The sequence below is a fragment of the Kitasatospora sp. NEAU-CNBT7 genome, from assembly GCF_057220535.1.
The window spans coordinates 78444-104541 of sequence record NZ_JBXQQB010000018.1; the positions used below are offsets into that span (position 1 = coordinate 78444).

Genomic DNA, 26098 nt, shown 5'->3' on the forward strand with positions numbered 1-26098 from the left:
CGGCCGCACCCGGCCCGGGCCCGAGTGCGGCACCCGCACACATCCGCGGTCGTACGCTGGCTGCATGCAGAAGCTTCCGACACCGGCCGGGCCGCCGAACGCCGTGCCGCCGACCGGACCGTCGAACGCCGGAGTGCCGGCCGGCCGGACCGCGGCGCAGGATTCCGGGCTGGCGGAGGTGCGGCGGCTGCTCGCCGGGCGGGGCGTGGTGGTCCTCAGCGGCGCGGGGCTCTCCACCGAGTCCGGCATCCCGGACTACCGGGGTGTCACCGGCAGCCTGCGCCGCCGGACGCCGATGACGTACCAGGAGTTCGTGGCGAGCGAGGCGGGCCGGCGCAGGTACTGGGCGCGCAGCCACGTCGGCTGGCGGACCATCGCCCGGGCCGAGCCCAACGCCGGCCACCGGGCGGTCGAGGAGCTGCGGCAGGCCGGCCAGGTGTCGGCCGTGATCACCCAGAACGTGGACGGGCTGCACCACCGCGCCGGCACCTGGGACGCGGTCGAACTGCACGGCGGCCTGGACCGGGTGGTCTGTCTCGGGTGCCGGCGCAGCAGTACGCGCGAGGAGCTCGACCGGCGCCTGCACGCGCTCAACGACGCCGTGCTGGAGGCGGAGCCGCCGGTGGTCAACGCGGACGGGGACGCCGAACTGCCGGACGCCCTGGTGGACGCGTTCCGGGTCGCGGCGTGCGAGGCGTGCGGTGGGGTGCTCAAGCCCGATGTCGTGTTCTTCGGGGAGAGCGTGCCCAGGCCGCGGGTCCAGCAGTGCTTCGACCTGGTCGACGCGGCGCGGGCGCTGCTGGTCCTCGGATCCTCCCTGACCGTGATGTCGGGCCTGCGGTTCGTCCGCCACGCGGCGCGGTCCGGGAAACCCGTCGCGATCGTGAACCAGGGCGCCACCCGCGGTGACGACCTCGCCACCGCCCGGGTCTCCCTCCCGCTCGGCGCCGCCCTCACCGCCCTGGCGACCCCACCGGCGGGCCACCCCGACGCCCTGCCGCCCGCCCGGTAGCGGCAGGAGCCACCCGCGCCCGCACGGGGCGGACGCGGGTGGCGCCCGGGCGGACGCGGGAGGCTCCCCGCGCTCGATCAGCCGCCCTGGGCGAACGCCTTGGCCGCGGCCAGTTCGGCTCCGGCCATCTCGTGCACGGCCTCCAGGTACTGGTAGGCGTCGGCTCCGATCGGCACCCGCAGCGGGGTTCCGGGGGTGGCGACCAGCCGCAGGACCAGCGCCGCGAAGTCCTCGGGGCGGCCCAGCTCGGGGTTGTGCGCCATGCCGCGCACGCCGTCCCGGGTGTCGTCGACGGCGGCGCCGCGGTAGGCCGGGATCCGGACGGCGGGTTCGGCGGCCGAGCTGCCGTAGCGGGTGGCGAAGCCGCCCGGCTCGACCGCGGTGACCCGGATGCCGAACGGCGCGACCTCCGCGGCCAGCGCCTGCGTCATGCCCTCGAGGGCGTGCTTGCCCGCGACGTACGCGCCCATGCCGGGGAAGCACAGCCGCCCGGCGATCGAGGAGACGTTGACGATGTGTCCGGCGCCCCGCGCCCGCATCCCGGGCAGCACCAGGCGGGTGAGCCGCCACGGCGCGACCGCCAGCACCTCCAGCTGCTCGCGCAGTTCCTCGTCCGAGACCTCCTCGACGGCGCCGAGCAGGCCGGTGGCGGCGTTGTTGACCAGGACGTCGATCCCGCCGAGCCGCTCCTCGGCGATCCGGACGGCCTCGGCGCAGCTGTCGGGGTCGCGGATGTCGAGGGCCGCGACCCGGACCCGGTCGGGGTGGGCGGCGGCCAGCTCGTCCAGGGCGGCGGGCTTGCGCGCGGTGGCCAGGACGGTGTCCCCCGCCGCGGCCACGGCCTCGGCCAGTGCGGCCCCGAGCCCCGACGAACAGCCTGTCACCAACCAGCGGCGTGCCATGGTCTCCCCCTGTGCGTCGTCCGTGGATGATCCGGTCGGATCCGGCCTCCCACGGTAGAGATGCGGCGGCGCCGGTGCCGGGGATCCGCTCCGTCCCGCGGGGGCGCGCGGTCTCGTCCCAGCGCGCACGGCCCTACGTCCGTGCGCCTCATGCGCCCCGTACGCCTCCGCCGCCCGCCGCGCGCGCCGCCGGCCGGTCCGGTCGGGGTCGGCCGGCCGGCCGGCCGGCCACCCGGCCAGCCGGCCAGCCGGCGGACGGTCCGTCAGCGGACGGGCGGGCGGACCACGCCCAGCAGCAGTGCGACCAACTCGTCGACGACCTGGTCGAGGTCGGCCTCGAACTGCCCGGCCGTCCAGTCGTGCAGCAGGCCGTTGACCGCGCCGATGAACGCGGTGGCCGCGATCCGGAAGTTCCTGGGCGCGGCCTCGCCGCGGCGCACGGCGGCCTCCGCCTCCGCCACGATCAGGTCGACCCAGCGGGCCCGGCGCACCAGCCGCTGGCGCTCCAACTCCTCGCTGACCCCGACGATCTCGACGAAGGCGATCCGCAGCCGCCGCCGGTCACCGGTGGCGGCCGTGACGTAGGCCCGCAGGACGGCGGCGATGCGGCGGTCGAAGCCGAGCCCGGCGGTGTCGCCGAGCGCGGCGAGGACGGCCTGCTCGGTCCAGTCGTTGACCAGCAGGTGCAGTCGGGCGAGGACGTCCTCCAGGTTGCGGAACTCCTCGTAGAACTGACGGGTCGACAGTCCGGCGGCCTCGCAGAGCGCGGTCACCGAGGCGGCGCGGTAGCCCGGCCGGTCACCGAACTGCTGGAGCGCGGCGGCGAGGAAGCGCTCGCGCCGCTCGGTGCGCCGCTCCTGCGCCGACCTGCCGCCGTACGTGCCCGTGGCCCGCCCCACCGCTCCCCGCCCTTCGACGCTCCGACGTGCCGACGTTCCGACGCTTCGGAGATCCCCGGCCCGATTGTCGCGCACGGGGTCTTGTCAGGGTCGCGGCGGGATCCCTACCGTCGAGTAGCGCCAATCTGACAATCCGTCTTTTCAGACTGTGTGCCCCGGAGAAGGAGCCGCAATGTCCGCGCTGCCCGAGCCGCCCGAGCTGCCTGACCTGTCCGACCTGTCCGAGCCGTCCGCCGCAAGCCGCCGATCCGCCCGTCCGAGGTCCCGTCCGGCCCGCTCACGCGCGCTCGGCACCCTCGCCGCCGCGCTCGCCCTCGCCGCCACCGGCCTCACCGGCGCCGCAGGCACCGCGGGCGCCGCCCCCGCCGGAGGGGCGCGGGCGGCGGCGCTGCGGGAGGTGATGTTCGTCGGCAACAACTGGGACGGCACCGCCGACGTCATCCGCTCCAGCGGCGACTTCGCCAGGATCGGGCGGGTGAACGTCATCCCGGACCGCGACCAGCGGCTCACCGAGATCTACCTCAACCCCGTGAAGCTCGCCTTCTTCCTGGGGATCCGGCTCGGCCCGGGCGAGGGCCACGACCAGTTCGTCGACGACATGTACTCGACCCCGGACGGCTCGGCCGTGGTGGTCTCCCGGCCCAGCTTCGCCGACGTGGTGTCGATCGACCTCGCCAGCGGCCGGATCAACTGGCGCTTCCCGGTCTCGGGCTTCCGCTCGGACCACATGGCCGTCTCGCCCGACGGCACCCGGGTCGCCGTGTCCGCCTCGACCTCCAACACCGTCCATGTGCTCGACATCAGGACGGGCGCCCAGATCGGCTCGTTCGCCACCGGCGACAAGCCTCACGAGAACCTCTTCACCGACGGCGGGCGGCAGATCTGGAACATGTCGATCGGCGAGGTCAACACCGCCCTCGACGCCCCCTGGCTGGACTGGACCAAGGGCGACCGGCACATCACCGTCGTCGACGCGGCGACCCTCGCCCCGGTCAAGGTCATCGACATGCGCACCCGGCTGGACGCCGTCGGCCGCACCGACCTGTCCGACGCCGTCCGCCCGGCCGTCTTCACCCCGGATGGCTCGACGCTCTACTTCCAGGTCTCCTTCTTCAACGGCGTGGTCGAGTACGACGTCGCCACCGACCGCATCACCCGCATCGCGACCCTCCCGAAGAACCCCGCCACCAGCGAGGACCGGACCACCTGGGTCAACGACTCGCGCCACCACGGGCTGTCGGTCAACCCGGCGGGCGACCGGCTCTGCGTCGCGGGGACGATGGACGACTACGCGACCGTCGTCGACCGGGCCACCCTCCGGGAAGGGCCGCTGGTGCCCGCCGCCAAGCCGTACTGGGCGACCGTGAGCGGCGACGGGAAGTCCTGCGTGATCTCCGAGAGCGGGGCGGACCAGGTCACCGCGATCGACTTCGCCACGGGTCTGAAGACCGCCTCGGTGCCGGTCGGCGACCACCCGCAGCGCGTCCGGCTCGGCCACGTCCCGTCCGACTGGACGGGCCCCGCCGCCCGCTGACGGCCGGCCGCCCCCGACGGTGCGCCGCCGCGCCCGGCCCGCGGGTGGTCGCCCGCGGGAGGTCGCCCTCGCGTGGTCTCCCTCGCCTGGTCGCCCTCGCCGGGCCGGGAGCAGACTGGGAACGGGCCCGGCCCCACCTCCCGGCCGGGCCCGTCCACGGCATCCGCCGCTGCGCACGGGCGCGGCCCGGCGGTGCACGGGAGTGAGGGGTGTGCGCATGGGACAGCCGGCCATCCGGGTCGAGGGCCTCAGCAAACGCTTCGGGTCACTGACCGCCCTCGACCAGGTGGACTTCGACGTGCCGCCGGGCACGGTCTTCGGCCTGCTCGGGCCGAACGGCGCGGGCAAGAGCACCACCATCCGGATCCTGACCACCATCCTGCGGCCGAGCGGCGGGCGGGCCGAGGTGCTCGGCCACGACGTGGTCCGGGAGGCGTCGCTGGTACGGCGGCTGATCGGCCTCGCGGGCCAGTTCGCCGCTGTGGACCCCAACCTCACCGGCCGCGAGAACCTCCGGCTGATCGGCCGGCTGACCCAGGTCACGCGCCGCCGGATCCGGCCCCGGGCGGCCGAACTCCTCGACCGCTTCGATCTCGCCGGCGCCGCCGACCGCCCGGTGCGGACCTACTCGGGCGGCATGCGGCGGCGCCTCGACGTCGCCGCCGCCCTGGTCCCCGAACCGCCGGTGCTCTTCCTGGACGAGCCGACCACCGGCCTGGACCCGCAGAGCCGCAGCGCGCTGTGGGAGCTGATCCGCGAGCTGGTGAACGACGGGACGACCGTCCTGCTCACCACCCAGTACCTGGAGGAGGCCGACCGGCTGGCCTCGCGCGTGGTCGTGGTCGACGAGGGGCGGATCATCGCCGACGACACCCCGGCCGCGCTGAAGACCGGGCTCGGCGACACCGTGATCGAACTGACCATGTCCGACGAGGACGCGGCGGTCCGGGCCGCGGCCGCCGCCACGGGCGGGCCCGGCGAGGCACCGCAGCGGGAGGGTCCGCTGCTCCGGGTAGCCTCCCAGGACGGTTCCGGGGTGCTGTTCGACCTGCTCCGGCGGCTCGACGCGGAAGGCCTGGTGCCGCGCTCGGTCGCGGTGCGCGAGCCCAGCCTCGACGACGTGTTCCTGGCGCTGACCGGCCATCGCACCCGGGCCCCAGAACCCGCCGCCCCCGCGGACCGGGCAGGCACCCCGTGACCGCGACGGCCACCCGCCCGTACCCGTCGGCCCGGCGCCCGGCCGGCCCGGCCCGCCTGTGGCTACGGCTCTCCGCCGTCGCCCGCGACGGCCTCGCGGTGGCCTGGCGCAACCTCATCGCACTGCGCCGGGTGCCCCGGCTGCTGGTGTTCTCCACCATCCAGCCGCTGGTCTTCGTGCTGATGTTCCGCTACGTCTTCGGCGGTGTGGTGGAGCCGGCGCTCGGCCCGGTCAGCTACGTCGACTTCCTGATCCCCGGCATCTTCGTGCAGACCGCCGTCTTCGGGTCGATGAACACCGCGATCGGCCTGGCCACCGACATGCAGACCGGCCTGATGGAACGGTTCCGCTCGCTGCCCATGGCCCGCTCCGCCGTCCTGGTCGGCCGAACGGCGGCGGACCTCGCCCGTAACGTCTTCGTGGTGGCCCTGATGACGGCTGTCGGCTTCGCCATCGGCTTCCGGATCCACGCCGGGGTGCTCTCCTTCCTCGGCGGTGTGCTGCTGGTGCTGGCGTTCGGCTTCGCGATGTCGTGGATCTTCGCCGTGGTGGGGCTCGCCGTCGGCGACCCGGAGACCGCGCAGGCCGCGGCCTTCCCGGTGCTCGCGCCGCTGGTCTTCGCGTCCTCGGCGTTCGTCCCGGTGCACACGATGCCGGGGTGGCTGCAGGCGTTCGCCGCCCACCAGCCCGTCTCCAAGACGGCCGAGGCCGTCCGGGTCCTGGTCCTCGGCGGCCCGGCGACCAGCGCCGTCTGGCAGTCCCTCGCCTGGGACGCGGGGATCATCGCCGTCTTCGCCCCGCTGGGTGTCTGGTTCTACCGCCGCGCCGTGTAGCCGGGCGGCCGGGTCCCTGCCCGGGCGACCACGCGCGGCGGCGCGGCATCGGTCGACCCGCTGCTCCCGGCCTGCGATGATCACCGGGGAGATACAGGACCTGGACCTGACCTGGGGAAACAGGCTCTGGCGAAGATCTTGTGATGCCTATCAGCGAGGCGGATAGAGTTGCCCCGCAGACTCAGAGAGGTGACGGTGAGCTCAACAGGGGCGTGGGTGGTCGGCGTCATCCCTGACGCGGAGGCTCGGGAACTTCCGAACCGTTACGTCCATCTCATACGGCCCGGCGACTGGGACAAGCCGCCGGGTTTCAGCCAGGCACTGGCCTGGTGGTTGAACGGTGGCGAGGAAGAGGCCTTTTTCGAGCGTTCCATGGGTCCTTCCGGTTCCTTGGCGCCCACGTCGGTCGCTCATCGCTTCGCGGACTTCATCGAGGACGCCAACGTGTCCACCGCGGCCACGGACGCCATGCACGACGCGAGTATGGCGTTGATGCCTGAGGCAGTTGGTGCTGGTCTCTTCGTTGCGACCGCCCGGAAGGCAAACCCGGTCGCGGCCCTGTACTACGGCCTCGGCGCTCAACAGTCGGCGATGCTTCCCGGCTGGTTCGGGAACTTCCTGCTCTCCGCTGACGAGGTTCGGACCGCTCTGCCTCGGGCTGAGGAAGCCCTGCTCCTGTCCAACACGCAGCGAAGCACCGCCCTCTCCCGGATTACCGACTGGATGACCGCGATGGGCGACACACCCGACTGCGATGCGGCGGGACTCATGGACGCGCCCCTACAGCTTCTTCGATCCGCCGCAGAGGCCGGATCCGGCGTTGCCGCTTTCAGCCGCTGGTACTGACCTCGGTCTGGTACTCAGGCACTGCTGAGGACTCGTCGCCGCAGGAGGCCGAGGTTCGCCCGGCCACAGCCCATGCGCTTGAGCAGCTTGGTTCGCGTGACATGTCCCTCGACCTGGCCCGAACTCCAGGAGCCGTGGGGCAGCGGCCGCCGTGCCCGGATCGGTGGCCGGACTTGCCGCGAACGCGGACCGGATGCAGCTGTGGTGCGAGCCGACGGTCTTCTCCACCGCCTTGGCGACGTTCCGCCACAGGTGCCACCCGTCAGCGACCTGGATGGCCTGCGGGGCGCCGGTCCTGGCACCTTCGGCGTAGGCGCCGGCCCGGTCTCGACAGATGATCTCCACCTCCGGATGTCCGGCCAGCCGGCCAGCGGTTCTGTCTCCCTCCCCGGCAGGATGTCGATCGGGCCGGCGGGCCTCCAGGTCCACCAGCACGGTGGCGTACGGGTCGCCCTTGCGCAGCGGGCCCGATCACAAGATCTTCGCCAGAGCCGGGGAACATGATCACTCTGGTGCTGCTCGGCGCCTTGGCGCTCACCGTCGGCGGCTGCGTCTGCGTGGTGTGGGCGGACCGCGGCGGCCCCCGCTGGGTACGGGCGGTCGCCCGGGTCACACTCGCGGCGGGCTCCCTGGTGCGCCGGTCCGCACGGGACCGACGCCGGAGCCTGCGCAGCAACCAGGGGGACAGCGACTGCTGAACCCCGCCCGGCGCTCCCCGCCGGGCTCGGGCTCAGTCGGGGTACGCGTAGCGGCTCAGGCTGTCGATCAGATCCTCGACGAGGGTGCCGAACGGGGTGATCTCCCAGTCATCGGCGAAGCCCTCCCGCACCAGGATGTCGCTGAGCGCGTCCACCAGCTCCTCCGCGTCCTCCGTCCCGGGCGGGGTCGTCGGCGACAGCGTGATACCGCGCTTCGCGGCCGCCCGGCCCAGGGTCGCCCGCGCCTCGGCGGGTCCGCTGAACCATGCGAGGCGCTCCGGGCCGCCGCTGCCCGCCACCGGCGGGTGCGGCCGGGCCGACCCAGGTGCGGCCGCGCCCGGGTCGGCGGGCCGCGCGTACTCCGCCCGCCCGCCGGGTCCGTCCGTCCGCTCGTCGGCTCCGTCCGTCCGGGTCCCGTCCGTCCCGGTCCCGGCGCGCCGGGCGGCCACCGCGACGGCGGGTACGCCCAGCGCCAGCCATCCCGCCGCGAGCAGCCAGCCGCCGAGCACGTCCAACGGCCAGTGGACGCCCAGGTAGATCCGGGTGAGGCCGACCGCGACCGCCGCCACGCCGAGCGTGACGGCGGCGGGAACCGCCCGGCTCCGGCGGGTGGACCGCAGAAGGGCCCAGGCCAGCAGACCGGCGGCGAGCGCGGCGGTGAATGCGTGGCCGGACGGGAAGGCGTACCCGCTCGGGTCCGCCGAGACCCAGTCGGCCTTCGGCGGCCTGGGCCTGGCGAAGGCGGTCATCAGGCCGCGGCGGACCGCCTGGCCGGTCGCCAGGATCAGCACCGGCGCGCAGGCCCACAGGATCCGGCGCCCGGCGGGTCGCAGGGACCGGGTCAGGACGAGTCCGGCGGCCAGCGCGGCGGCGTACGGCGGGACGCCCGAGCCGAGGTCGGTCACCGCGGCGGCCACGGTCACCGCGGCCGCCGGACGGTGGGTCAGCACCCAGGCGTGCAGGGACGATTCGGCGGCCGTCGGATGCCAGCCGTGACGGGCCAGCAGCGCGGCCAGCACGGCGAACGCGAGCAGCGGCGGACCGGCGGTGAGCAGGACCGTCCGCGCCTTCGGCCGGGACCAGCCGGGTGGCGGCCACACCGCGGGGCGGCCGGTCACGGGCGCGGTCCGGCCGGGACCGCCCGGACCGGGAGCCGGTGGCCGCGGAACGGGCCCGCACCGGCACCGGGTACGGCCGCCGGCCGACCGCTGGACCAGGACATCGGAGCGGAGCCTCTCGTCACCGGGGCGCCGTCGCATCCCCACCATGTCGACACTACCGTAGACACACCTGTGGACCCGGCCGGGTGCCGCCACCCGCGGACGGTCGGCGGCCGCGGTGGTACCGCGGTATCACCGGGCCCACCGAAATCGCCCCCGGGGTACCACGATCCGGGCCGCGCCCGCCGTTAGCGTGGTCCACAGGACAGCCGCTCAGGGGCCGCACCGCGCAGCGGGCAGAGCCGGATCGCGCAGGCCGTGGTTGTCGGACCAGGACAGCTCCCACGCACCGGCACCCCCGGGAGGGCGGCATGACCACCATGACCTGCACCAGCGTCACCCTGGACACCGTCCCTGCGGCACCGGCCCGGAACGCCCGGCCACCGGCCCGGAAGACCCGGCCACCGGCCGCGCCGACCGTGGCGGCCGCCAACGAGCCCGCCAACGAGCCCGCCGCCGTCCCCGGCACCGACCGGGTGCCCGCCCGGTCAGCCGCCCGGCGGGCGGTTCGCGCCGCGCAGCTCGGCCCCGCCGCCGCCGTCCCGGCCGGGTGGACCACGAGCGCGCCGTGGCGCGCCCCGGCCGCGCCCTCGCAGAGCTGGGCGGCCACCGCCGCGCCCGCCGTCCGCTGGGTGGCGTCCGCCCCCACGATGCCGCAGTGCCCGTGCCCGTGTTCGGCCCGGCCGGCCGCGGCACCGTGGACGGCCGGCTCGTCGATGCCGGGCAGCTACGTACGCTGACGGAGCACGGACACGGGCACCGAGGGGCGGCGCGGCCCGGGTCCTCACCTCGGCCGGGCAGCCCGGCGGACTCCGGAACGGGTGGCGGTACGGACACTGGCGACGGCCGCGTCCAGGGTCTCCGCCAGCGAGCCGTGGACCTGCACCGCCGGGGCCGCCAGGCGTACCTGCTCGACCACGTCCAGGCGGCGCGGGTACCCGGGGTCGGCGCCGACCACGATCGCTCTGCCCTCGCCGAGCGCGGCGCCGAGCTCCAGCAGCACGATCGGCTGGACCTGCTCCGCGCAGAACCAGAACAGCGTCAGGTCGGCCCGGTGCAGGTGCCGGTACTCCCAGGCGATCTGGCGCGGCCCCTCGGCCGGGTCGCCGACCGGGAAGTCGGCCCGGCGCGGGTTGAACACGGCCAGCTCGGCGGCGAGGAGTGCCTCGGCGGCGTCCGCCTGCCAGTCGGGACAGCCGGTGATGCCGCCGGCCAGGAACACGGTCGGCGGCCCGTCCGGGCCGGGGACGTGGTCGGCGGGTGCCTCGAGGTAGCGCGTCGTCATGAGGACACCATCCCGCCCGTCGCTGTCCCAGGGAGCCGCCTTCGCACAATTCCGCCGCCCCGGGCCGACACCCCCGCCTGCCCCGCCGTCCGCCCCGGGCACCCCCCGCACCCGTCCCGCTCCCCGCCGCGAACCCCGTGCAGCGGGGGTGTGGAGACCGGCCCGACCCGATAGCGTGATCATGGACGGGCCCACCGAGGTGGCGTCCGGCCGGAAGGAGAGCGGAACGAGAGGGGACCAGGTGCGCGGTGAGGCACCAGGGGCTGAACCCGACCGTGCAGCAGCCGTGGCAGCGGTGGGCGCCGTGGCCGCCGCGACCGAGGCCGGTCTGGAGCTGCTGTCCGCCGTCCTCGACGGCACACCCACCGGCATCGCGGTCACCGACGCCCGCCTCCACTGGCTCCACGCCAACCCCGCCTTCGAGCGCGCCACCGGCGTACGGGCCGGGGAGCTGTCCGGCCGCCCGGTCGCGGCCACCGCGCTCGCGGCCGCCGGACCGGCCGTCGCCCGGGCGCTGGCCGACGAGCAGGGCGGCGAGACCGTCAGCGACCCGCTGCCCGCGACCGCGCTGCGGCCGGCCGGTCTGCGGCTGTCGTGCCGGCGCATCGACCTCGGGGGCCGCCCCGCCGGGGTGGTCGCCACCCTGCTCGGGGCCGGGGCCGGGGCCGGCCCCGGGACAGGCCCGGCAGCCCGGGAGCCGGACGCCGCGACCGTACGGCTGGCGGTGGTCAGGGCGGCCGACGAGGAGATCGGCACCACGCTCGACGCCGACACCACCTGCGTCGAACTCGCGCAGTTCGCGATCCGCCACGGCCTGGCCGACATCGCCGCCGTCGACCTCCTGCCGGGCGGCCACGGCGCGTCCGCGGCCGGGGGCCGGATCCGACTGCACCGGGCCGCGCTGACCGCCGGCCCCGCACGCGGGACCGTCACCGCGCAGCTGGCCCAGCCCGGTGAGAACGTCCGCTACCGGCCGGGCTCCCCCACCGCCGAGGCGCTCGCCACCGGCCGGGCCGTCACGGTCGACCTGCTGCCCGTCACTCCTGCGCCGGCCGGCACGTCCGACGCTCCGCGCGGCGCCGACCCGGCGGCCTTCCGGGCCGCGGGCGCGGAGCGTCTGCTGGTGGTCCCGCTGCTCGCGCGCGGCCGCACCCTCGGCGTCCTGCACCTGGCCGGGCTCCCCGGCCCGGGGCGGCCCGCCGGCCCGGTCCCCGGCCTCGGCGCCGACGGCGGCCCGCCCGCCGTGCTCGGCGATCTGGCCGGCCACGCGGCGCTCGCCATCGACAACGCCCAGCGCTACACCAGGTCCCAGCACGTCGCCCTCGACCTGCAGCGCGCCCTGCTGGCCGAACCGGCCAACCCGCACCCCAATCTGCAACTCGCCACCCGCTACCTGCCGTCGGGCAGCCACACCGTCGTCGGCGGCGACTGGTACGAGACCGTCCGGCTGCCGTTCGGCCGCACGCTGCTGGTCATCGGCGACGTCATGGGCCACGGGGTCGAGGCCGCCGTCGACATGAGCACCTACCGTTCGATGCTGCGCTACACGGCGGGGATGGACCTGCCGCCGCACCGGATCCTGCGCCAGCTCGACGCGCTCATCTCCGAGAACGAGTCGGCCCGGCCCGCCACCTGCCTGCTCGCCCTCGCCGACCCGGCCCGTCAGCGCTGGACCTTCGCCAACGCCGGGCACCTGCCGCCCGCCCTGATCTCACCGGACCGGCCCACCGAGCTGGTCCAGCTGCCCACCGGTCCCCCGCTGGGCACCGGGCTGTCCGACTACGAGCAGGCCCGCCGCCCGCTCACCGCCGACCAGACCCTGCTGCTCTACACGGACGGCCTGGTGGAACGCCGGGGCGAGGACATCGACACCTCCCTCGCCCGCCTCGCCGCCCTCCCGCTGCCCGCCACCGGTGACCTGGAGGAGCTCCTGGACACCGTGCTGCACTCCCTGGCCGCCCACCCGGCCGAGGACGACACGGCCCTGCTGGCGGCCCGCCCGCGTACCCGCTGAGCGGCATCGTCGTGGTGTAGCCGGGCCGACGGTCCCTCCCGGCTCCGGCTCCGCTTGCCGTGGTCCCGCCCCGCGCGGTTTAATAAATGCACGTTCATTTACTCATCCGGGAGGACACGCTGATGGGACGCCCGCGAGGGGTCGAGGACGCGGTGATCCTGCGGGCGACGGCCGAGGTGATGGGGCGGGTCGGCCCGGCGGGGCTGACCCTGGCCGCGGTGGCCCGCGAGGTCGGGCTGGTGCCCGGCACGCTCGTCCAGCGGTTCGGGTCCAAGCGCGGGCTGCTGGTGGCGCTCGCCGAACGGTCCGCCCTGGAGGCCGACACACTGCCGGAGCGGGTCCGGGAACGGCACGGCACGGCGCTCGACGCGCTGGCGGCCCTGGTGACGGAGTCGATGGCGGCGATGACCACCCCCGAGCGCTTCGCCAACCACCTGGCGTTCCTGTGCCTGGACCTGACCGACCCCGAGCTCCACCGGCACGCCCTCGCCGTCCACCGGGCCCAGGGCCGGGCCGTCGCCGCGCTGCTCACCGAGGCCGTCGCCACCGGCGAACTGCGTCCGGGGACGGACCCCGCCGCGCTGGCCGACTCCGTCCAGGCGGCCGCCGCGGGCGCCGGCCTGACCTGGGCACTGGAGCGCCGCGGCACCCTCGCGCAGCGGGTCCGGCGGGAACTCGACGCCGTCCTGGCCCCGCACCGGACCCACCGCCCCGACCCCGACCCCGACCCCGACCCGGAGGCATCATGACCGACCACAACCGCCCGCTGGCCGACCGGGTGGCCCTGGTCGCGGGCGGCACCCGCGGCGGCGGCCGCGGCATCGCCGTGGAACTCGGCGCCGCCGGGGCGACGGTGTACGTCACCGGGCGCAGCAGCGGCACGCACCGCTCCGAACTGGGCCGGGCCGAGACCGTCGAGGAGACCGCCGCCCTGGTGTCGGCGGCGGGCGGTACCGGCATCGCGGTCCGCTGCGACCACAGCCGCCCGGCCGAGGTCGAGGCGCTGGTCGCGCGGATCTCCGCCGAGCAGGACGGCCGGCTGGACCTGCTGGTGAACTCGGTCTGGGGCGGTGACCCGCTGACCGACTGGGAACACCCGCTGTGGGAGCAGGACTTGGAGACCGGTCTGCGGCTGCTGCGGCAGGCGGTGGAGACCCACGTGATCACCAGCCGGTTCGCCCTTCCGCTGCTGGTGGCGCGGCGGAGCGGTCTGGTGGTCGAGGTGACGGACGGCAACACGGCGCGCTACCGGGGCTCGTTCTTCTACGACCTCGCGAAGTCGGCGGTGATCCGGCTCGCCGTCGCGCAGGCCGCCGAGCTGCGGCCGTACGGGGTGGCGGCGGTGGCGCTGACCCCGGGGTTCCTGCGTTCGGAGGCGATGCTGGAGCACTTCGGCGTCACCGAGGCCACCTGGCGGGACGGGATCGCCGCGGACCCGGACTTCGCCCATTCGGAGTCCCCCGCCTATCTGGGCCGGGCGGTAGCGGCGCTGGCCGCGGACCCCGAGGCGATGGCCAGGACCGGTCGCGCGCTGGCCACTTGGGGCCTGTACCGGGAGTACGGCTTCACCGACGCGGACGGCTCGCAGCCGGACTTCGCCGCGCACTGGGCCGAGGCCCTCGAGGACCGCCACGGCCCACTCGGCGACCCACTCTGACGCCGGCCGGCCTTCCCCACCCTCGCCCCCTCACCCTTTCGGGCGATACCGGCCCGCCACCGCCCCACCACCCCGAAAGCCCACCGCCCCGGCCGGCCACGGCCCCGGCGCACCAACTCCCACCCGCCGAACCCGGGTTACCGCCGCCCCCGCACCGCCCCCGCGCCCCGGCGGCTTCGCTAGGGTCCGAGTCCTCCGTACCGCAAGGACCGGCCGAAGGGGTGTGCCGTGGGCGATGTGATGTGGGTTCGGCCGGACGAGCTGGCGGCGTCCGCGCGGGTGGCGGACGCGCTCGCCGAGGAGTTCGGGGCGCCCGCCGAGGGTGCCGTCGCGGCGAGCCGGGCGGCGGCCGCGCCGTTGGCGGCGTGGTCCGTCGGCGCTGCGCTGGAGCGGATGGCGGACAGTTGGGCGCCCGCCCTGGACGGCCTGCGGCAGCGGTTCCGCGAGACCGCCGCGAACCTGGACCGCGCCGCCCGCGAGCACCGCGGTACCGACCGTGCGGTGGCCGGGGAGTTCCTGCGGGCCGGCCGGTGAACGCGCTCTTCCCGCAGCTGCGGTCCTTCGACCCGGACGGTGTGCGGGAGGCCGCGCGGGCCTGGCGGCGGCTGTCGGCCCACGGCGACGCCGCCGGCTCCCGGCACCGTGCCCAGGTCGACGGTCCGCTGCGGCAGAGCTGGTCGGGGCGCGACGCGGACGCCGCGTTCTACGCGATGGAGCAGAGCGAGGAGTTCCTCGACGTGCTGCGGGTCGAGTGCGAGGCCGCCGCGCTCACCCTGGACACCGTCGCCGAGCGGATGGACCAGGCCAGGACCGATCTGCTCAACGCGCTGCGCCGGGCCGACGAGTGGGACCTGCCGGTCACCGGCGACGGCCTGGTGGGCCTGCCCGTCCCCGAGCCGGGCGACCGGCACGACCCGGATGCCCGGGACCGGTGGCAGCGGCTCGGTGTGCTGCGCGGCCAGGTCCAGCAGCGGATCGACGCGGCGCTCGCCGCCGCCCGCGAGGCCAGCGACCGGGGTGCCCGCGCGCTCGACCGGCTGGAGGGCGGCATCCTCACCCGGCCCGGGGTGTTCGGCCGGGCGGCCGAGGCCGCGCGGGACGCCGGGGAGGTGTTCGCGGCGCTCGGCCTGGGCGAGTACCTGCCCGGCAACACCGATCCGCAGCGGTCCGCCGACTGGTGGCGCTCGCTGACGCCCGAGCAGCAGCGCGCCCACCTGGCCCTGCACCCGGCCGAGGTGGGCCGGCTCGACGGCCTGCCCGCCGCCGTCCGCGACCGGGCCAACCGGCTGGTCCTGGAGCAGCAGTTGGACGCGCTCAGGGCGGGGAGCCCGCGCGGCTCCGGCCTGACGTACCGGCAGTACGACGAGCGGCAGAACGCCCTGCGGGTGCTGAAGGAGCGTCTGGAGCGGCAGGACGGCGGCCCGTCGGCGCAGCGGCTGTTCCTGCTGGGTCTGGAACCGGTCGGGGACGGGCGGGCGATCGTCGCACTGGGCGACCCGGACACCGCTCAGCACACCGCCGTGCTGGTGCCGGGGACGGGCACCACGCTGGCCCGGATGCCGGGCCAGCTGGAGCGGATCGGCCGGCTGCAGCAGGCGGCCTGCGCGGTGGCGCCCGGCCGGAGCGTGTCGGTGATCTCCTGGCTGGGGTACGACGCGCCCGAGATCCCCCCGGAGAGCCTGGGGGTGGCCGGCCGCGGCCGGGCCGAGGACGGCGCCGAGGCGATGCGGCGCTTCACCCGGGGCACCCGGGTGGCGCAGGGCGGCAACCGCAGCCATCTGACGGTGATCGGGCACAGTTACGGCACCACCGCCGTCGGCGCCGCCGCCGCGGGGGGCGGGGGCCTGGACGCCGATGACCTGGTGGCCGTCGCCAGCCCGGGGATGACCACCGCCCGCGCCTCGGACCTGCACGCGGCTCCCGGGCACGTCTGGGTCGGTGCCGCCCGGAACGACCCGATCCGGCTGGCGGCCGGGCGGACCCTCGGCGCGGATCCGATGACGGCGGGCTTCGGCGGCACGGTGATCGCCACCGACACCTCGGGGCACAGCGGCTACTGGGATCCGGACAGTCAGAGCCTGCTCAACCAGGGCCGCATCATCGCCGGCAAGCAGCCGATGACGGCGGCGGGGTGAGGCCCGTCCCGGTCCTGGCGTTCCGTCGCGGCCGCGCCCGCGGCTGTCGCGTTCCCTCTCCTCGGAGGCCGTATGTCCCACCCTGCCCCACCGGCCGGCCCGTTCGAGCCGCTTCCGGTGATGGACCGTCAGCAGGCCGCCGACTGGGCCCGGCAGCTGACCGAGTACCTGGCCCGGTCGGCGGGCGTGGTGCTGGCCCCGGGGTCGGCGGGCCCGTCGTTCCGCCCGTGTGTCGGCCGGGGCGGTGAGGTGGCGGCCGACGGCCGGTACACGCTGGCGTACGCGGTGTACAGCGACGTCCCGGCGGCCCGGCACCCGGAGGCCGTCCGCCGGATCCGGGCCGCCCTGGAGCAGGAGGGGTTCGAGGTCGGCGGCTACCGCGAGACGCTGGCGGGCCGCCCCGATGCGCTGCTGGACGCTTTCCGGCCCGAGGGCCGCTACCTGGTCGGTGTGGAGACGACGGTCGGCGGCGGACGGCTGCTGTTCCGGGTCGTCACCCGGTGCCTGATGCCGTCCGCGCCGTCGTCCGGCTGACGGTCCGCCGGGTCATCCCCGGCCGGTGGAGCCGTTGGCCTCGGTGACCGTGGCGGGGCGCCCGCCGTTGCCGGGGTCCGCGGGGGCGCCGGCCGGCGGGTCGAGCGGCACGCCGTTGGAGCGCAGTACCTCCCGGACGTCCAGGATCAGCGGGAACACCTCGTGGTTGCGGTCCTCGCCCTGCTCGTCCCAGGCGCGCTGTTCGGCCTCGACGGCCATCCGGTCCTGGGCGAAGACGCGTTCCGTGAAGCGGCGGATGAGCGGCCACGCCAGGTGGAGCACGCCGGGGACCGGCGGCTTCGCGATCATCAGCAGGCCGTAGGCGTGGTTGGTGCGCTGCTCGGCGTCCTCGGGCACGTAGGCGGCCCAGAGCGAGAACGCCGGGAGTTCGGCGCCCTCGGGCACGTCCCGCAGCGTCTGGTACGGGTACTCGGTGCGGATGGTGACCACGTCGGGCCGGTCCTTGCCACCGATCCCCTCGGCCGACAGCAGCCCGGCGCCGCGGTCCTTCCGCCCCCCGGCGGGGACGAACAGGTACCGGGCCTCGACGAACCGCGGGCCGCTCTCGTACCCGAGCAGCTCGGGCTGGATCCGGCCCAGGACGCCGCGGTGCAGGAACTGGTGGTTCATGTCGAGCAGGTTCTCGTGCATGAACGAGTAGTGGCACCGCACGGTGCGGGAGAAGGTCATGGTCCGGTGGGAGGCGGCGGCGAACTCCGGCAGGACCGGGAACGGCGCCGACTCGGCCTTGTCGGGATCGCCGGGGAAGACGAACACCAGGCCGTACGCCTCCCGGACCGGATAGCTCGCGACCCCGCGCGGCGGCCGCTCGCAGCCCTTGGGCAGGTACGGGATCTGGGAGATGTTCCCGTTCCCGCGGTAGGCCCAGGCGTGGTAGCAGCAGCGCAGCGCGTCGCCCTCCACCACGCCCATGCTCAGCGGGACCTGGCGGTGGGCGCAGCGGTCCTCCAGCGCGTAGACCCGTCCGCTGCGGCCGCGGTACAGGGCGATCCGCTCGCCGGCGAAGACGGCGGCGAAGGTGCGCTCCTTCGGCACGTTCCGGGACCGGGCGACCGGGTACCAGTGGTCCCGGTTGATGCCGATCCGCCGCAGGTCGGTGACGGCCGTCCCGCGGTCGGCCGCCGGCCGGGCGGTGCTGTGACGGTCCGTTCCGGGTCGGGCGTCGGTCATGTGCTGCTCCCTTGCGCTCGGGCCGGGAGGGCGCGGCCGCCGGGGCGTCGGGCTTCCGGGGGTTACGCGTCCAACACCGAGCCGCCTCGGCGGCATCGCGTCCGGCGTCCCGGAGGCCGGGGGTGGACCGCCGGCCGCGGCAGGACTCCACTTCCCCACGGTGGACGCGGGCAGGTGAATCGGCAACCGCGACGGGCCCGGGCCGGGTCGTGGCCGGCCCGGGCCGGGGCCGGTCAGCCCGCGAAGACGCTGAGGCCCAGGCGCCGGGCGTCGCCGTCCGCCTCGACGTCGACCAGGATGCTGCTCCCGTCCTCGAGGCACAGGGTGAAGACCGGGTCGAGCGCCATCAGGAAGGCGAACCCTTCCCGCTCGTCCTCCGTCAGTCGGCTGCGGTGTGCGGCCGCGCAGGTCCAGCCGCCCTCGTCGACGCGGATGTCGAGGTCCACCCCGAACGCGCCGAGGCAGGTCGAGCGGTTGGCCCACCATTCGAGGGTTCCGGTGCCGTGGTAGCTGTCCATCGGACGAGTGTCTCCCGGCCGGGGGCCTCAGGTGGCGCGTTCCCGCAACAGGGCGAGGGCGTCGGCCGCGCCCGTGAGCACCGAGATGTGGCCGTCGTCGGGGGTGAGCCGCAGGTCGGCGCCGGGGCAGCGGCGGGCCAGCCACGCGCTGTGCGAGGCGGGCACCACCCGGTCGCGGCCGCCGTGCAGCAGGATCGGTGCCGTCACCCGGGCCGGGTCGAAGCCCCACGGGCTGACGTAGGCGAGGTCGTCGTCGATCAGCCCGCCGGGGCCGGCCGCCACGGCCGGGCCGACGACCTTCCCGAACCAGGACCACGGGCCGGCCAGCGCGGCCAGGTCGGCCGGGGTGAACTCCGGGTCGTACGCGGCTCCGGAGGCTTCGTGACGCTCCTTCGCCTCCCGGCCGGCGGCCGCGGCGCGCAGCGAGGCGACACCGGAGTCCGCCATCCCGGCGTACCAGTCGAGTCCGTCGGCGTCGTGGGGCGCCAGTGAGGCGATGGCGACCGCGCCGACGACCCGGTCGGGCAGCAGCGCGGCGCAGGCCAGGGCGTGCGGTGCGCCGCCGGAGTGGCCGACCACGGCGAACCGTTCGATGCCGAGCGCGTCGGCGACGGCCGCGGCGCAGGCGGCGCCCGAGGCGATGTCCCGGCCGGGTGCGGGGGCCGATCCGCCGTACCCGGGCCGGTCGTAGGAGATCCAGCGCAGTCCGAGCCGGTCGGCGGCGGCGAACAGCGGCTCGGGCGGCGCGCCGGTGTTCGGGGTGCCGTGGTGCCAGATCACGGGCAGCCGTCCGCCGCGGCCGGGACCGGTGTCGTACAGGTGCAGGGTGCGGCCGCCGCCGAGGTCGAGCGTGGACTCCGTGGTCATGGTGGAGAGGGTAGGGCGCCCCGCCGACAGCGCGCGGCCGGGCGCGGCGGGGTGTCACCGCGTGACGTGCTGCGCGGGTCCGGTGTCCGGCTGCTGGTGGCGGTGGCGCCAGTACGGGTTGTCGTGCGGCAGTTTGGTGCTGACCCGGCCGTACATGCCGAAGGTGGCGATGGCGAATCCCGCCGCGAAGCTGAAGACCACGTTGGGGATGCGGAAGGCCAGCAGGTTGGCGCCGGAGTCCAGCAGGGTGAGGTTGACGAAGCCGCTCAGCACGAACAGCCCGCCGACCGCGATGTTGACGGTGGAGGCGGTGTTGCCGCCGATCGCCGCGCCGGCGATGAGCACCACGGCGGTGACGATCGACACCAGGCTGAGCAGTCCGTTGCTGGACAGGCCCGCGACCTGCTGGCCGCGGGTGTCGAAGAAGGCCAGGCCGTCGGCCAGGCCCAGGCAGCCGAACACCAGCAGGGCGGCGCCGCAGAGGCCGCCGCCGAGCCGGTAGACCCGGGCCAGCCGGTGGTCGACCGGTAGCTCGTCCCGAAAGTCCATGACCCCGCTCCGATCAGGTCGGGGAGGCGGACGCCTCCTGTCCCAGGATCTGCGCCGTGCGCCCGGATCGGCAGTTGCAGCGTTTGCGCACCGCACGGCCGCGCCACGGCCGCGCCACGGCCGCGCAGGGTGCCGGGACCGGCACGGAACCCCAGGTGGGAGGGGTGACCGGCGTTCAGTAGGATCCGCGCACCAGCACCACCCGCCCGTGGCAGCACGACTCCCGGGCGCGATGAAAGAGGCACCATGGCGACAGCCGCAGCACCCCTGACCCACGAGCAGATACCGGACGCCGTCGCGGCCCTCGCCGCCGCGGAAGGGCTGGGACAGCACCGCGAGACCTTCGCCCCCCAGCGCCACGGTCTCTGGCGGATGGCCGGGCTCTTCCTCTTCGCGGTCCTCGGACTGGCCTGCTTCGTCCTGCCGGGCCTGATGTTCGTCTGGCTGCTCGTGCAGACCCCCAACCTGTCCCGCAAGCAGGCCGCCAAACGGCTCCACCTGTTCGAGCACGGCCTGGTCGTCGCCGACCGCAGCGGCCCGACCGCGTCCTTCCGCTGGGACGCGATGACGGTGCTCCAGCAGATCACCCGGCGGTACGCCAACGGCGTCTACGTGGGGACCACCTACCTGTACACGCTGTTCCGGGCGGACGGCTCCGAGGTCAAGCTCACCAACTTCTACGCCGAGCCGGAGCGCTGGGGCGCGGCCGTCCAGTACGAGATCACCCGGGCCCAGCTGCCCGGGGTGACGGCCGCGGTGGCGGGCGGGACGACGGTCCGGTTCGGCGACCTCGCCGTGGCGGCGGAGGGTGTCGTCAGCGCCAAGCGCGGCGCCGCGCACTGGCACGAGATCCAGCGGATCGAGGTCAAGAACGGCACCGTCTTCCTGGGCAAGGCCGGCAAGCTGCTGGCGTGGTCGAACACACCGGTCGCCCGGATCCCCAACTTCTTCCTCTTCCTCACCGTGGCCGAGCACTTCCGCGCGGCTCACCGCGGGTCGAACGGCTGATCACGGCCCGCTCCCCGGACGGGCCGGCGCGAGCCGTCGCCCGTCCGGGGTCCAGCGGTCGCGGGGTGGGGGCACCGGCCCGACGCTGAGTCAGAGGTGTGCCCCGGGTCGGCGGGGTACCGGGGCCCGGAAGGCGATGCGCAGCGGATGTCACAGGCCCAGCAGCGGACGCGCGACAGCCGGGTGGCCCGGGTCTCGGCCCGGCTGGTGGTCGGGTACCTGAGGATCGTCGCGGCCCTGATCCTGCTGGCCGTGGTGCTGGCGCCGCTGCGCAACCAGTTCGACCAGGTGAACACCGGCGACCTGTACCCGCCGTTCCCGCTCACGACCGGCTTCACCTCCTTCGCCCTGGCGGTCTTCCTCGCGGTGATGCTGGGCCGCGGCAAACGGGCCGCGTGGTGGTTCGCGGTCATCCTGTACGTGCTGGTGTCGCTGGTGTTCGTGCTGACGCTGAGCCAGCCGGTGATCCGCTCGCACGCCGTCAACTGGATCTCCACCGCGATCACCTGCGCGGTCACCGTGGCGCTGTTCCTGGGCCGTTCCCAGTTCCAGGGCCGGGGCGCCCCCGGCAACGCCAAGCTGGCGGTGGCCACCGCCGTGCTCGGCCTCGCGGTGGTGATCGCCGGCGGCACGGCGCTGGTGGTGGCGACCGACACCGACCCGACCGGTAGCGCAGGCGGCGACCTGGGCTACGCGGTGGCCCGGGTGCTGACCCTCTCGGGCGACGTCGAGGTGGACGGGGTCTCGGTGCCGCGCTGGGTGGACGTGGTGGTGAACCTGGCCGGCGTCCTGGTGTTCCTGCTGGTGCTGTACGTGCTGTTCCGCGCGCCGAAGAACCGCGAGCGGCTGACCGCCGACGACGAGGCCCGGCTGCGCGCCCTGCTGGAGCAGTGGGGCGAGCGGGACTCGCTGGGGTACTTCGCGCTGCGCCGCGACAAGTCGGTGGCCTGGTCCCCGTCCGGCAAGGCCGCCATCGCGTACCGGGTGGTCGGCGGCGTGTCGCTGGCCTCCGGCGACCCGATCGGCGACCCGGAGGCCTGGCCCGGCGCCATCGAGCCGTGGCTGGACCAGGCCCGGGCCAACGCCTGGGTGCCCGCCGTCATCGGCGCCGGCCAGGAGGCGGGCACCGTCTACGCCCGGCACGGCCTGGACGCGCTCGAACTCGGCGACGAGGCGATCCTGGAGGTCGCCGAGTTCAGCCTGGAGGGCCGCGCCATGCGGGGGCTGCGGCAGGCGTACAACCGGGTCCAGCGCGCCGGGTACACCACCCGGATCCGCCGGCACGCCGACATCGCCGAGCAGGACATGGACGCGCTGGTCCGGCTGGCCGACCACTGGCGGGGCGGCGAGACGGAACGCGGCTTCTCGATGGCGCTCGGGCGGCTCGGCGATCCCGAGGACGGACAGTGCGTCATGATCGAGTGCACCGACGGCGACGGCACGCTGCGCGCCCTGCTCAGCTTCACCCCCTGGGGGAAGGACGGGCTGTCGCTGGACCTGATGCGCCGCGACCGGGAGGCGGACAACGGGCTGCTGGAGTTCATGGTCCTGGACCTGGTGAACGCGGCGGACGGGCTCGGCATCGTGCGGATCTCGCTGAACTTCGCGATGTTCCGCGCGGTCTTCGAGCGCGGTTCCCGGCTCGGCGCGGGGCCGGTGCTGCGGCTGTGGCGGGCGGTGCTGTCGTTCTTCTCCCGGTGGTGGCAGATCGAGTCGCTGTACCGGGCCAACGCCAAGTACCGGCCGATCTGGGAGCCGCGCTACCTGTGCTTCCGCAAGGGCGGGGAGCTGCCGCGGATCGCGCTGGCCTCCGCACGGGCCGAGGGGTTCCTGGAGACGCCGAGCCTGCCCGCCCTGTTCAGCCGCCGCCACACCGCGGCGGCGGGGCCGGACGGTCCGGGCGAGGGCGGCCGGGCCGCGGGCGGCGGCTCCGATGGCTGACCGCGCGGCCCTGCTCGCCGGGTCCGCCGCCGCGGCGGCCGACCCGGGTACCAGCGTGCCGCTGCGGACCGGGATCGGCTGGATGGTCGGTGCGTTCGTGGTGACCTTCCTGATCACCAGGATGGTGACCCGGATGATCCGGGCCGGGAAGGGCCCGTTCCGGGACGTCTCGGTCGGCGGGCTGCACATCCACCACCAGGTGTACGGCATCTTCCTGATGCTGATCGCCGGCGCGGCGGAGTTCGCCTACCAGCCGGCCACCGTGTGGCGGTCCGTGCTGGCGGCGGTGTTCGGCGCGGGTGCGGCGCTCACCCTGGACGAGTTCGCGCTCTGGTTCCACCTGGACGACGTCTACTGGTCCTCGGAGGGCCGCAAGTCGGTGGACGCGGTGCTGATCGCCGCCTCGATGGGGCTGCTGCTGATGCTCGGCGCCAACCCCTTCGACCTCGGTACCGAGGACAGCGCGCCGGCCGTGGCCGTGGTGCTGCTGCTCAACCTCGGCTGCTCGCTGTGCGCCCTGCTCAAGGGCAAGATCGCCACCGGTCTGATCGGCGTCCTGATCCCGCTGGTCGCCGCCGTCGCCGCGATCAGGATCGCCAAGCCGGACTCCCCGTGGGCGCGCTGGCGCTACCCCGACGGCTCGGCCAAGCAGGCGAAGGCCCGGCGCCGTTTCCCGCCCGACCGGCGCACGGTCTGGGACCGGCTGGTCGACTTCCTCGGCGGCGCCCCGAGCAGCTGACGCCCCGGGCAGCCGGCGCGCCGGAGGGGCGGCCGGTGCCGTGCCGGCCGCCCCGGTCAGTGCCACCGGCGGCCCGGCCCCGGGTGGGGGCCGGGCGGGTGCGTGCCGACGCCACCGTGCCGCGCCCCGGTCGGGGACGCTCACCCGGTCAACGACGTACGGCCGCCGACGACACGCCCGGGCAGGTCACCAGAGGCCCTGGACAGTTCGTCCAGTCCGGACGTACAGTCCAGACATGGAACACGAGGAGAGCACCCCCGATCCGCGGGTGCGGCAGTGGTCGCCGGTGTGCCAGGCGGTCGCCCTGCTGCTCGGCCCGTACGCCGAGGTGGTGCTGCACGACGCCGGGCGCGACCGGGTGCTGGCGATCTGGAACCCGATGACCAGGCGCGCCGCCGGCGACCCCTCGCTGCTGGGCGAGCTGGACCGGCTGGAGCCCTCGGCGCACGACGTCTACGGGCCCTACGAGAAGCTGCTGGCCGACGGGCGGCGGCTGTCCTCGGTCAGTGCCGTGCTGCGCGGGCCCGACGGCGAGCCGTCGGCGGTGCTCTGCGTCAACCTCGACCGCACGCCGCTCGACCGGGCCGCCGCCCTGCTGGCCGGGTTCGCCGCCCCCACCGCACCCCGCCCGGAGGCGCTGTTCGAGCAGGACTGGACCGAGCGGGTCCAGCAGATCGTCGGCGAGTTCGTCCGCACCCGCGGACGGCCGGTGGAACGCCTCGGCCGCGAGGACCGGCTCGCCGTCCTCGCCGAACTCGACCGGGCCGGTGTCTTCACCGTCCGGCGCGCGGTCCCGGTCGTCGCCACCGCCCTCGGGGCCTCGCGCTCCACCGTCTACGCCCTGCTCGCCGAACTCAAGGACCGGAGCGACCCCCGATGACCCGACTTCCCGACTTCCGGCTCGAAACCTACTTCTCCCGCTGGGAGTTCACCGCCCGCCACCACCTGACCGCCTCCGACGCGCAGACCATGACCATGCCCGAACTGCTCGCGCTGGCCGACCCGGAGGACCTCCGGGCCTGGAAGACGCTGTCCTTCGGCTACACCGAGACCTTCGGCGACCCGGGCCTGCGGCAGGCCATCGCGCAGATGTACACCCGGGCCGGGGCCGACGACGTGATCTGCTTCGCCGGCGCCGAGGAGGCGCTCTACCTGGCCATGCAGGTGCTGCTCGGCCCGGACGACCACGCGGTCGTGCTCACGCCCAACTACCAGGCCGCCGAGACCGTTCCGCTGTCCCTGTGCGAGGTCACCGGCGTGGCCCTCGACCCGGCCCGCGACTGGGCGCTCGACCTCGACGAGGTGGCCGCGGCGCTCCGCCCGAACACCCGGGTGGTGTCGGTCAACTTCCCCAACAACCCGACCGGGAAGGTGATCGACGCGGCGGACTTCGCCGCGCTGGCCCGGCTGTGCGACGAGCGCGGCATCCGGCTGTTCAGCGACGAGGTCTACCGCGGGCTGGAGCGCGACCCCGCGCGTACCCTGCCGCAGGCGGCGGACCTGTCCGAGCGGGCGCTGTCGCTGAACGTCACCTCCAAGTCGCTCGGCCTGCCCGGCCTCCGGATCGGCTGGATCACCTGCCGGGACCGGGAGTTGCGCTCCCGGCTGGAGCGCGCCAAGCACTACACCACCATCTGCAACTCGGCGCCCAGCGAGGTGCTGGCCCGGATCGCCGTCAAGGCCCGCGAGCAGATCCTGGCCCGCAACCGGGCCGTCATCGCCGCCAACCTGCCGGTGTTCGACGCCTTCTTCGCCGGCTACCCCGAGCTGTTCGACTGGCGGGCGCCGGACGGCGGCTGCGTGGCCTACCCGCGCTACCTCGGCCCGGACGGGGTGGAGGCGTTCTGCACCGGCCTGGTCGAGCAGGCCGGGGTCCTGCTGCTGCCGGCGAGCATCTACCGGTCCGAGCTGACGCCGACCCCCGCCGACCGCTTCCGCATCGGCCTCGGCCGCCGCGATCCCGAACCCGCCCTGGCCGCCTTCGCCGACTGGCTCCGCACCCGCGGCTGACCCACGCCCCCGGGCGGCGGGCGTGGGTCAGGTGCGGCGACGCGCCCGCGGTCAGTGCCAGTTGCTGATCTGCACGTCGTGCGGGTGCGGGGCGCCGGTACCGGTCTCCACCAGGGACTTCAGACTCATCAGGAAGGTCGCCCACTTGGTGCTGCAGTGGTGCATGAACTCGACCGGCTCGCGCCAGCCCCGGTGGGCGAACAGCACGATCGTCCACTCCCCCTCCCGGGTCAGGTCGAAGCCGACCGTGGTGCCGATCCACTCGGCCGGGCCGTCGACCACCTCCCACCGCACGCCCGCGTCCGGCTGCAGGTCGAGGACCTTCATGTCGAAGCCGCCGACCTCGCCGAAGCGGAAGGCCAGGACCCCGTCGGGGTCGCCGCTCGTATCGGCCGTCCACCAGGCCGCCAGGCCGTCGACGGTCGTGAGCGCCTCGTAGACCTTCGCGGGCGGTGCGATGATTCCCACCCGGTGCAGGATGTCCACCATGTCGCTCCTCCTTGCTCGT

Annotated in this window: 27 protein-coding genes; 18 read left to right on the plus strand and 9 right to left on the minus strand. The window is 75.1% G+C overall.

From position 1 onward, the window contains the following. The first annotated feature begins 64 nt into the window (after nt 1–64). Nucleotides 65–1012 carry an NAD-dependent protein deacetylase gene (locus AC2TEW_RS23065; protein WP_484625233.1) on the plus strand — a complete coding sequence of 316 codons (948 nt, stop codon included), beginning with the start codon at nt 65–67 and terminating at the stop codon, nt 1010–1012. Between the two features lie 77 nt (nt 1013–1089). Here the strand turns inward: AC2TEW_RS23065 and AC2TEW_RS23070 are convergent, their stop codons facing one another. Together AC2TEW_RS23070 and AC2TEW_RS23075 are read right to left on the minus strand one after the other, a co-directional pair. Beyond that, on the minus strand, nt 1090–1914 hold the full coding sequence (locus AC2TEW_RS23070; protein WP_484625234.1) for an SDR family oxidoreductase: 825 nt from the start codon (nt 1912–1914) through the stop codon (nt 1090–1092). 263 nt (nt 1915–2177) lie between these two features. Next, entirely contained in the window at nt 2178–2813 is a 636-nt protein-coding gene (locus AC2TEW_RS23075) for a TetR/AcrR family transcriptional regulator (protein WP_484625235.1), read from the minus strand. Nucleotides 2814–2985: 172 nt separating this feature from the next. On the opposite strand from AC2TEW_RS23075, the gene AC2TEW_RS23080 reads away from it, so the two are divergent. The 5 genes from AC2TEW_RS23080 (at nt 2986) to AC2TEW_RS23100 (ending at nt 7922) form a co-directional block, all read left to right on the plus strand. After that, a complete protein-coding gene (locus AC2TEW_RS23080) occupies nt 2986–4347 on the plus strand; it encodes a YncE family protein (RefSeq protein WP_484625236.1) in 1362 nt (453 codons plus the stop codon). Between the two features lie 217 nt (nt 4348–4564). After that, nucleotides 4565–5545 carry an ATP-binding cassette domain-containing protein gene (locus AC2TEW_RS23085; protein WP_484625237.1) on the plus strand — a complete coding sequence of 327 codons (981 nt, stop codon included), beginning with the start codon at nt 4565–4567 and terminating at the stop codon, nt 5543–5545. Continuing rightward, nucleotides 5542–6378 (plus strand): ABC transporter permease, encoded by an 837-nt coding sequence (locus AC2TEW_RS23090; RefSeq protein ID WP_484625238.1) that lies wholly within the window; start codon nt 5542–5544, stop codon nt 6376–6378. The genes AC2TEW_RS23085 and AC2TEW_RS23090 overlap by 4 nt, the downstream gene beginning before the upstream one ends. 189 nt (nt 6379–6567) lie before the next feature. After that, nucleotides 6568–7224, plus strand: coding sequence for a hypothetical protein (locus AC2TEW_RS23095; protein WP_484625239.1), 657 nt, complete (start codon nt 6568–6570; stop codon nt 7222–7224). Between the two features lie 500 nt (nt 7225–7724). Next, nucleotides 7725–7922 (plus strand): hypothetical protein, encoded by a 198-nt coding sequence (locus tag AC2TEW_RS23100; protein WP_484625240.1) that lies wholly within the window; start codon nt 7725–7727, stop codon nt 7920–7922. A 32-nt stretch (nt 7923–7954) separates the two neighbouring features. On the opposite strand, the gene AC2TEW_RS23105 is transcribed toward AC2TEW_RS23100, so the two are convergent. After that, nucleotides 7955–9040 (minus strand): phosphatase PAP2 family protein, encoded by a 1086-nt coding sequence (locus AC2TEW_RS23105; RefSeq protein WP_484625241.1) that lies wholly within the window; start codon nt 9038–9040, stop codon nt 7955–7957. A 413-nt stretch (nt 9041–9453) separates the two neighbouring features. Between AC2TEW_RS23105 and AC2TEW_RS23110 the strand changes: the two genes are divergently transcribed. After that, nucleotides 9454–9882, plus strand: coding sequence for a hypothetical protein (locus tag AC2TEW_RS23110; RefSeq protein ID WP_484625242.1), 429 nt, complete (start codon nt 9454–9456; stop codon nt 9880–9882). A gap of 44 nt (nt 9883–9926) precedes the next feature. Here the strand turns inward: AC2TEW_RS23110 and AC2TEW_RS23115 are convergent, their stop codons facing one another. Further along, complete coding sequence (locus AC2TEW_RS23115; protein WP_484625243.1) at nt 9927–10427, minus strand: nucleoside 2-deoxyribosyltransferase domain-containing protein; 501 nt, start codon at nt 10425–10427, stop codon at nt 9927–9929. Between the two features lie 304 nt (nt 10428–10731). On the opposite strand from AC2TEW_RS23115, the gene AC2TEW_RS23120 reads away from it, so the two are divergent. The 6 genes from AC2TEW_RS23120 to AC2TEW_RS23145 all read left to right on the plus strand — a co-directional run bounded on the left by AC2TEW_RS23120 (nt 10732) and on the right by AC2TEW_RS23145 (nt 16767). After that, complete coding sequence (locus AC2TEW_RS23120; protein ID WP_484625244.1) at nt 10732–12441, plus strand: SpoIIE family protein phosphatase; 1710 nt, start codon at nt 10732–10734, stop codon at nt 12439–12441. 122 nt (nt 12442–12563) lie between these two features. After that, nucleotides 12564–13190, plus strand: a complete 627-nt coding sequence (locus AC2TEW_RS23125; protein ID WP_484625245.1) for a TetR/AcrR family transcriptional regulator — start codon at nt 12564–12566, stop codon at nt 13188–13190. Further along, complete coding sequence (locus AC2TEW_RS23130; RefSeq protein WP_484625246.1) at nt 13187–14098, plus strand: SDR family oxidoreductase; 912 nt, start codon at nt 13187–13189, stop codon at nt 14096–14098. The genes AC2TEW_RS23125 and AC2TEW_RS23130 overlap by 4 nt, the downstream gene beginning before the upstream one ends. A gap of 228 nt (nt 14099–14326) precedes the next feature. Then, on the plus strand, nt 14327–14632 hold the full coding sequence (locus tag AC2TEW_RS23135) for a hypothetical protein (protein ID WP_484625247.1): 306 nt from the start codon (nt 14327–14329) through the stop codon (nt 14630–14632). Next, nucleotides 14629–16233 (plus strand): alpha/beta hydrolase, encoded by a 1605-nt coding sequence (locus tag AC2TEW_RS23140; RefSeq protein WP_484625248.1) that lies wholly within the window; start codon nt 14629–14631, stop codon nt 16231–16233. Before AC2TEW_RS23135 ends, AC2TEW_RS23140 begins: the two co-directional genes overlap by 4 nt. 120 nt (nt 16234–16353) lie before the next feature. After that, nucleotides 16354–16767, plus strand: a complete 414-nt coding sequence (locus AC2TEW_RS23145; protein WP_484625249.1) for a hypothetical protein — start codon at nt 16354–16356, stop codon at nt 16765–16767. Nucleotides 16768–16779: 12 nt separating this feature from the next. Here AC2TEW_RS23145 and AC2TEW_RS23150 read toward each other — a convergent pair whose 3' ends face one another. The 4 genes from AC2TEW_RS23150 to AC2TEW_RS23165 all read right to left on the minus strand — a co-directional run bounded on the left by AC2TEW_RS23150 (nt 16780) and on the right by AC2TEW_RS23165 (nt 19892). Beyond that, nucleotides 16780–17958, minus strand: a complete 1179-nt coding sequence (locus tag AC2TEW_RS23150; RefSeq protein WP_484625250.1) for a Rieske 2Fe-2S domain-containing protein — start codon at nt 17956–17958, stop codon at nt 16780–16782. A gap of 233 nt (nt 17959–18191) precedes the next feature. After that, a complete protein-coding gene (locus AC2TEW_RS23155; protein ID WP_484625251.1) occupies nt 18192–18476 on the minus strand; it encodes a hypothetical protein in 285 nt (94 codons plus the stop codon). A 27-nt stretch (nt 18477–18503) separates the two neighbouring features. Beyond that, on the minus strand, nt 18504–19343 hold the full coding sequence (locus tag AC2TEW_RS23160; RefSeq protein WP_484625252.1) for an alpha/beta fold hydrolase: 840 nt from the start codon (nt 19341–19343) through the stop codon (nt 18504–18506). A 54-nt stretch (nt 19344–19397) separates the two neighbouring features. Next, the gene (locus tag AC2TEW_RS23165; protein WP_484625253.1) at nt 19398–19892 is read right to left on the minus strand and encodes a DUF4383 domain-containing protein; all 495 of its coding nucleotides are present in this window, start codon (nt 19890–19892) and stop codon (nt 19398–19400) included. A gap of 246 nt (nt 19893–20138) precedes the next feature. Between AC2TEW_RS23165 and AC2TEW_RS23170 the strand changes: the two genes are divergently transcribed. The 5 genes from AC2TEW_RS23170 to AC2TEW_RS23190 all read left to right on the plus strand — a co-directional run bounded on the left by AC2TEW_RS23170 (nt 20139) and on the right by AC2TEW_RS23190 (nt 25590). Continuing rightward, nucleotides 20139–20900 carry a DUF6585 family protein gene (locus AC2TEW_RS23170; RefSeq protein WP_484625254.1) on the plus strand — a complete coding sequence of 254 codons (762 nt, stop codon included), beginning with the start codon at nt 20139–20141 and terminating at the stop codon, nt 20898–20900. A 147-nt stretch (nt 20901–21047) separates the two neighbouring features. Continuing rightward, nucleotides 21048–22841 carry a phosphatidylglycerol lysyltransferase domain-containing protein gene (locus AC2TEW_RS23175; RefSeq protein WP_484625255.1) on the plus strand — a complete coding sequence of 598 codons (1794 nt, stop codon included), beginning with the start codon at nt 21048–21050 and terminating at the stop codon, nt 22839–22841. After that, nucleotides 22834–23580 (plus strand): hypothetical protein, encoded by a 747-nt coding sequence (locus tag AC2TEW_RS23180; protein ID WP_484625256.1) that lies wholly within the window; start codon nt 22834–22836, stop codon nt 23578–23580. The genes AC2TEW_RS23175 and AC2TEW_RS23180 overlap by 8 nt, the downstream gene beginning before the upstream one ends. 235 nt (nt 23581–23815) lie before the next feature. Further along, nucleotides 23816–24460: a helix-turn-helix transcriptional regulator gene (locus AC2TEW_RS23185; protein WP_484625257.1), complete on the plus strand. Its 645-nt coding sequence runs from the start codon at nt 23816–23818 to the stop codon at nt 24458–24460. Further along, a complete protein-coding gene (locus tag AC2TEW_RS23190) occupies nt 24457–25590 on the plus strand; it encodes an aminotransferase class I/II-fold pyridoxal phosphate-dependent enzyme (RefSeq protein WP_484625258.1) in 1134 nt (377 codons plus the stop codon). The genes AC2TEW_RS23185 and AC2TEW_RS23190 overlap by 4 nt, the downstream gene beginning before the upstream one ends. 51 nt (nt 25591–25641) lie before the next feature. On the opposite strand, the gene AC2TEW_RS23195 is transcribed toward AC2TEW_RS23190, so the two are convergent. Beyond that, nucleotides 25642–26079 (minus strand): SRPBCC family protein, encoded by a 438-nt coding sequence (locus tag AC2TEW_RS23195; RefSeq protein ID WP_484625259.1) that lies wholly within the window; start codon nt 26077–26079, stop codon nt 25642–25644. Nucleotides 26080–26098 lie beyond the last annotated feature (19 nt).

Excerpts from the sequence above, each read along its gene's own strand:
- AC2TEW_RS23065 (WP_484625233.1), top strand. The coding sequence starts at position 65 with ATGCAGAAGCTTCCGACACCGGCCGGGCCGCCGAACGCCGTGCCGCCG.
- AC2TEW_RS23070 (WP_484625234.1), bottom strand. The coding sequence starts at position 1,914 with ATGGCACGCCGCTGGTTGGTGACAGGCTGTTCGTCGGGGCTCGGGGCC.
- AC2TEW_RS23080 (WP_484625236.1), top strand. The coding sequence starts at position 2,986 with ATGTCCGCGCTGCCCGAGCCGCCCGAGCTGCCTGACCTGTCCGACCTG.
- AC2TEW_RS23085 (WP_484625237.1), top strand. The coding sequence starts at position 4,565 with ATGGGACAGCCGGCCATCCGGGTCGAGGGCCTCAGCAAACGCTTCGGG.
- AC2TEW_RS23100 (WP_484625240.1), top strand. The coding sequence starts at position 7,725 with ATGATCACTCTGGTGCTGCTCGGCGCCTTGGCGCTCACCGTCGGCGGC.
- AC2TEW_RS23110 (WP_484625242.1), top strand. The coding sequence starts at position 9,454 with ATGACCACCATGACCTGCACCAGCGTCACCCTGGACACCGTCCCTGCG.
- AC2TEW_RS23115 (WP_484625243.1), bottom strand. The coding sequence starts at position 10,427 with ATGACGACGCGCTACCTCGAGGCACCCGCCGACCACGTCCCCGGCCCG.
- AC2TEW_RS23125 (WP_484625245.1), top strand. The coding sequence starts at position 12,564 with ATGGGACGCCCGCGAGGGGTCGAGGACGCGGTGATCCTGCGGGCGACG.
- AC2TEW_RS23130 (WP_484625246.1), top strand. The coding sequence starts at position 13,187 with ATGACCGACCACAACCGCCCGCTGGCCGACCGGGTGGCCCTGGTCGCG.
- AC2TEW_RS23145 (WP_484625249.1), top strand. The coding sequence starts at position 16,354 with ATGGACCGTCAGCAGGCCGCCGACTGGGCCCGGCAGCTGACCGAGTAC.
- AC2TEW_RS23150 (WP_484625250.1), bottom strand. The coding sequence starts at position 17,958 with ATGACCGACGCCCGACCCGGAACGGACCGTCACAGCACCGCCCGGCCG.
- AC2TEW_RS23155 (WP_484625251.1), bottom strand. The coding sequence starts at position 18,476 with ATGGACAGCTACCACGGCACCGGAACCCTCGAATGGTGGGCCAACCGC.
- AC2TEW_RS23160 (WP_484625252.1), bottom strand. The coding sequence starts at position 19,343 with ATGACCACGGAGTCCACGCTCGACCTCGGCGGCGGCCGCACCCTGCAC.
- AC2TEW_RS23165 (WP_484625253.1), bottom strand. The coding sequence starts at position 19,892 with ATGGACTTTCGGGACGAGCTACCGGTCGACCACCGGCTGGCCCGGGTC.
- AC2TEW_RS23170 (WP_484625254.1), top strand. The coding sequence starts at position 20,139 with ATGGCGACAGCCGCAGCACCCCTGACCCACGAGCAGATACCGGACGCC.
- AC2TEW_RS23175 (WP_484625255.1), top strand. The coding sequence starts at position 21,048 with ATGTCACAGGCCCAGCAGCGGACGCGCGACAGCCGGGTGGCCCGGGTC.
- AC2TEW_RS23180 (WP_484625256.1), top strand. The coding sequence starts at position 22,834 with ATGGCTGACCGCGCGGCCCTGCTCGCCGGGTCCGCCGCCGCGGCGGCC.
- AC2TEW_RS23185 (WP_484625257.1), top strand. The coding sequence starts at position 23,816 with ATGGAACACGAGGAGAGCACCCCCGATCCGCGGGTGCGGCAGTGGTCG.
- AC2TEW_RS23190 (WP_484625258.1), top strand. The coding sequence starts at position 24,457 with ATGACCCGACTTCCCGACTTCCGGCTCGAAACCTACTTCTCCCGCTGG.
- AC2TEW_RS23195 (WP_484625259.1), bottom strand. The coding sequence starts at position 26,079 with ATGGTGGACATCCTGCACCGGGTGGGAATCATCGCACCGCCCGCGAAG.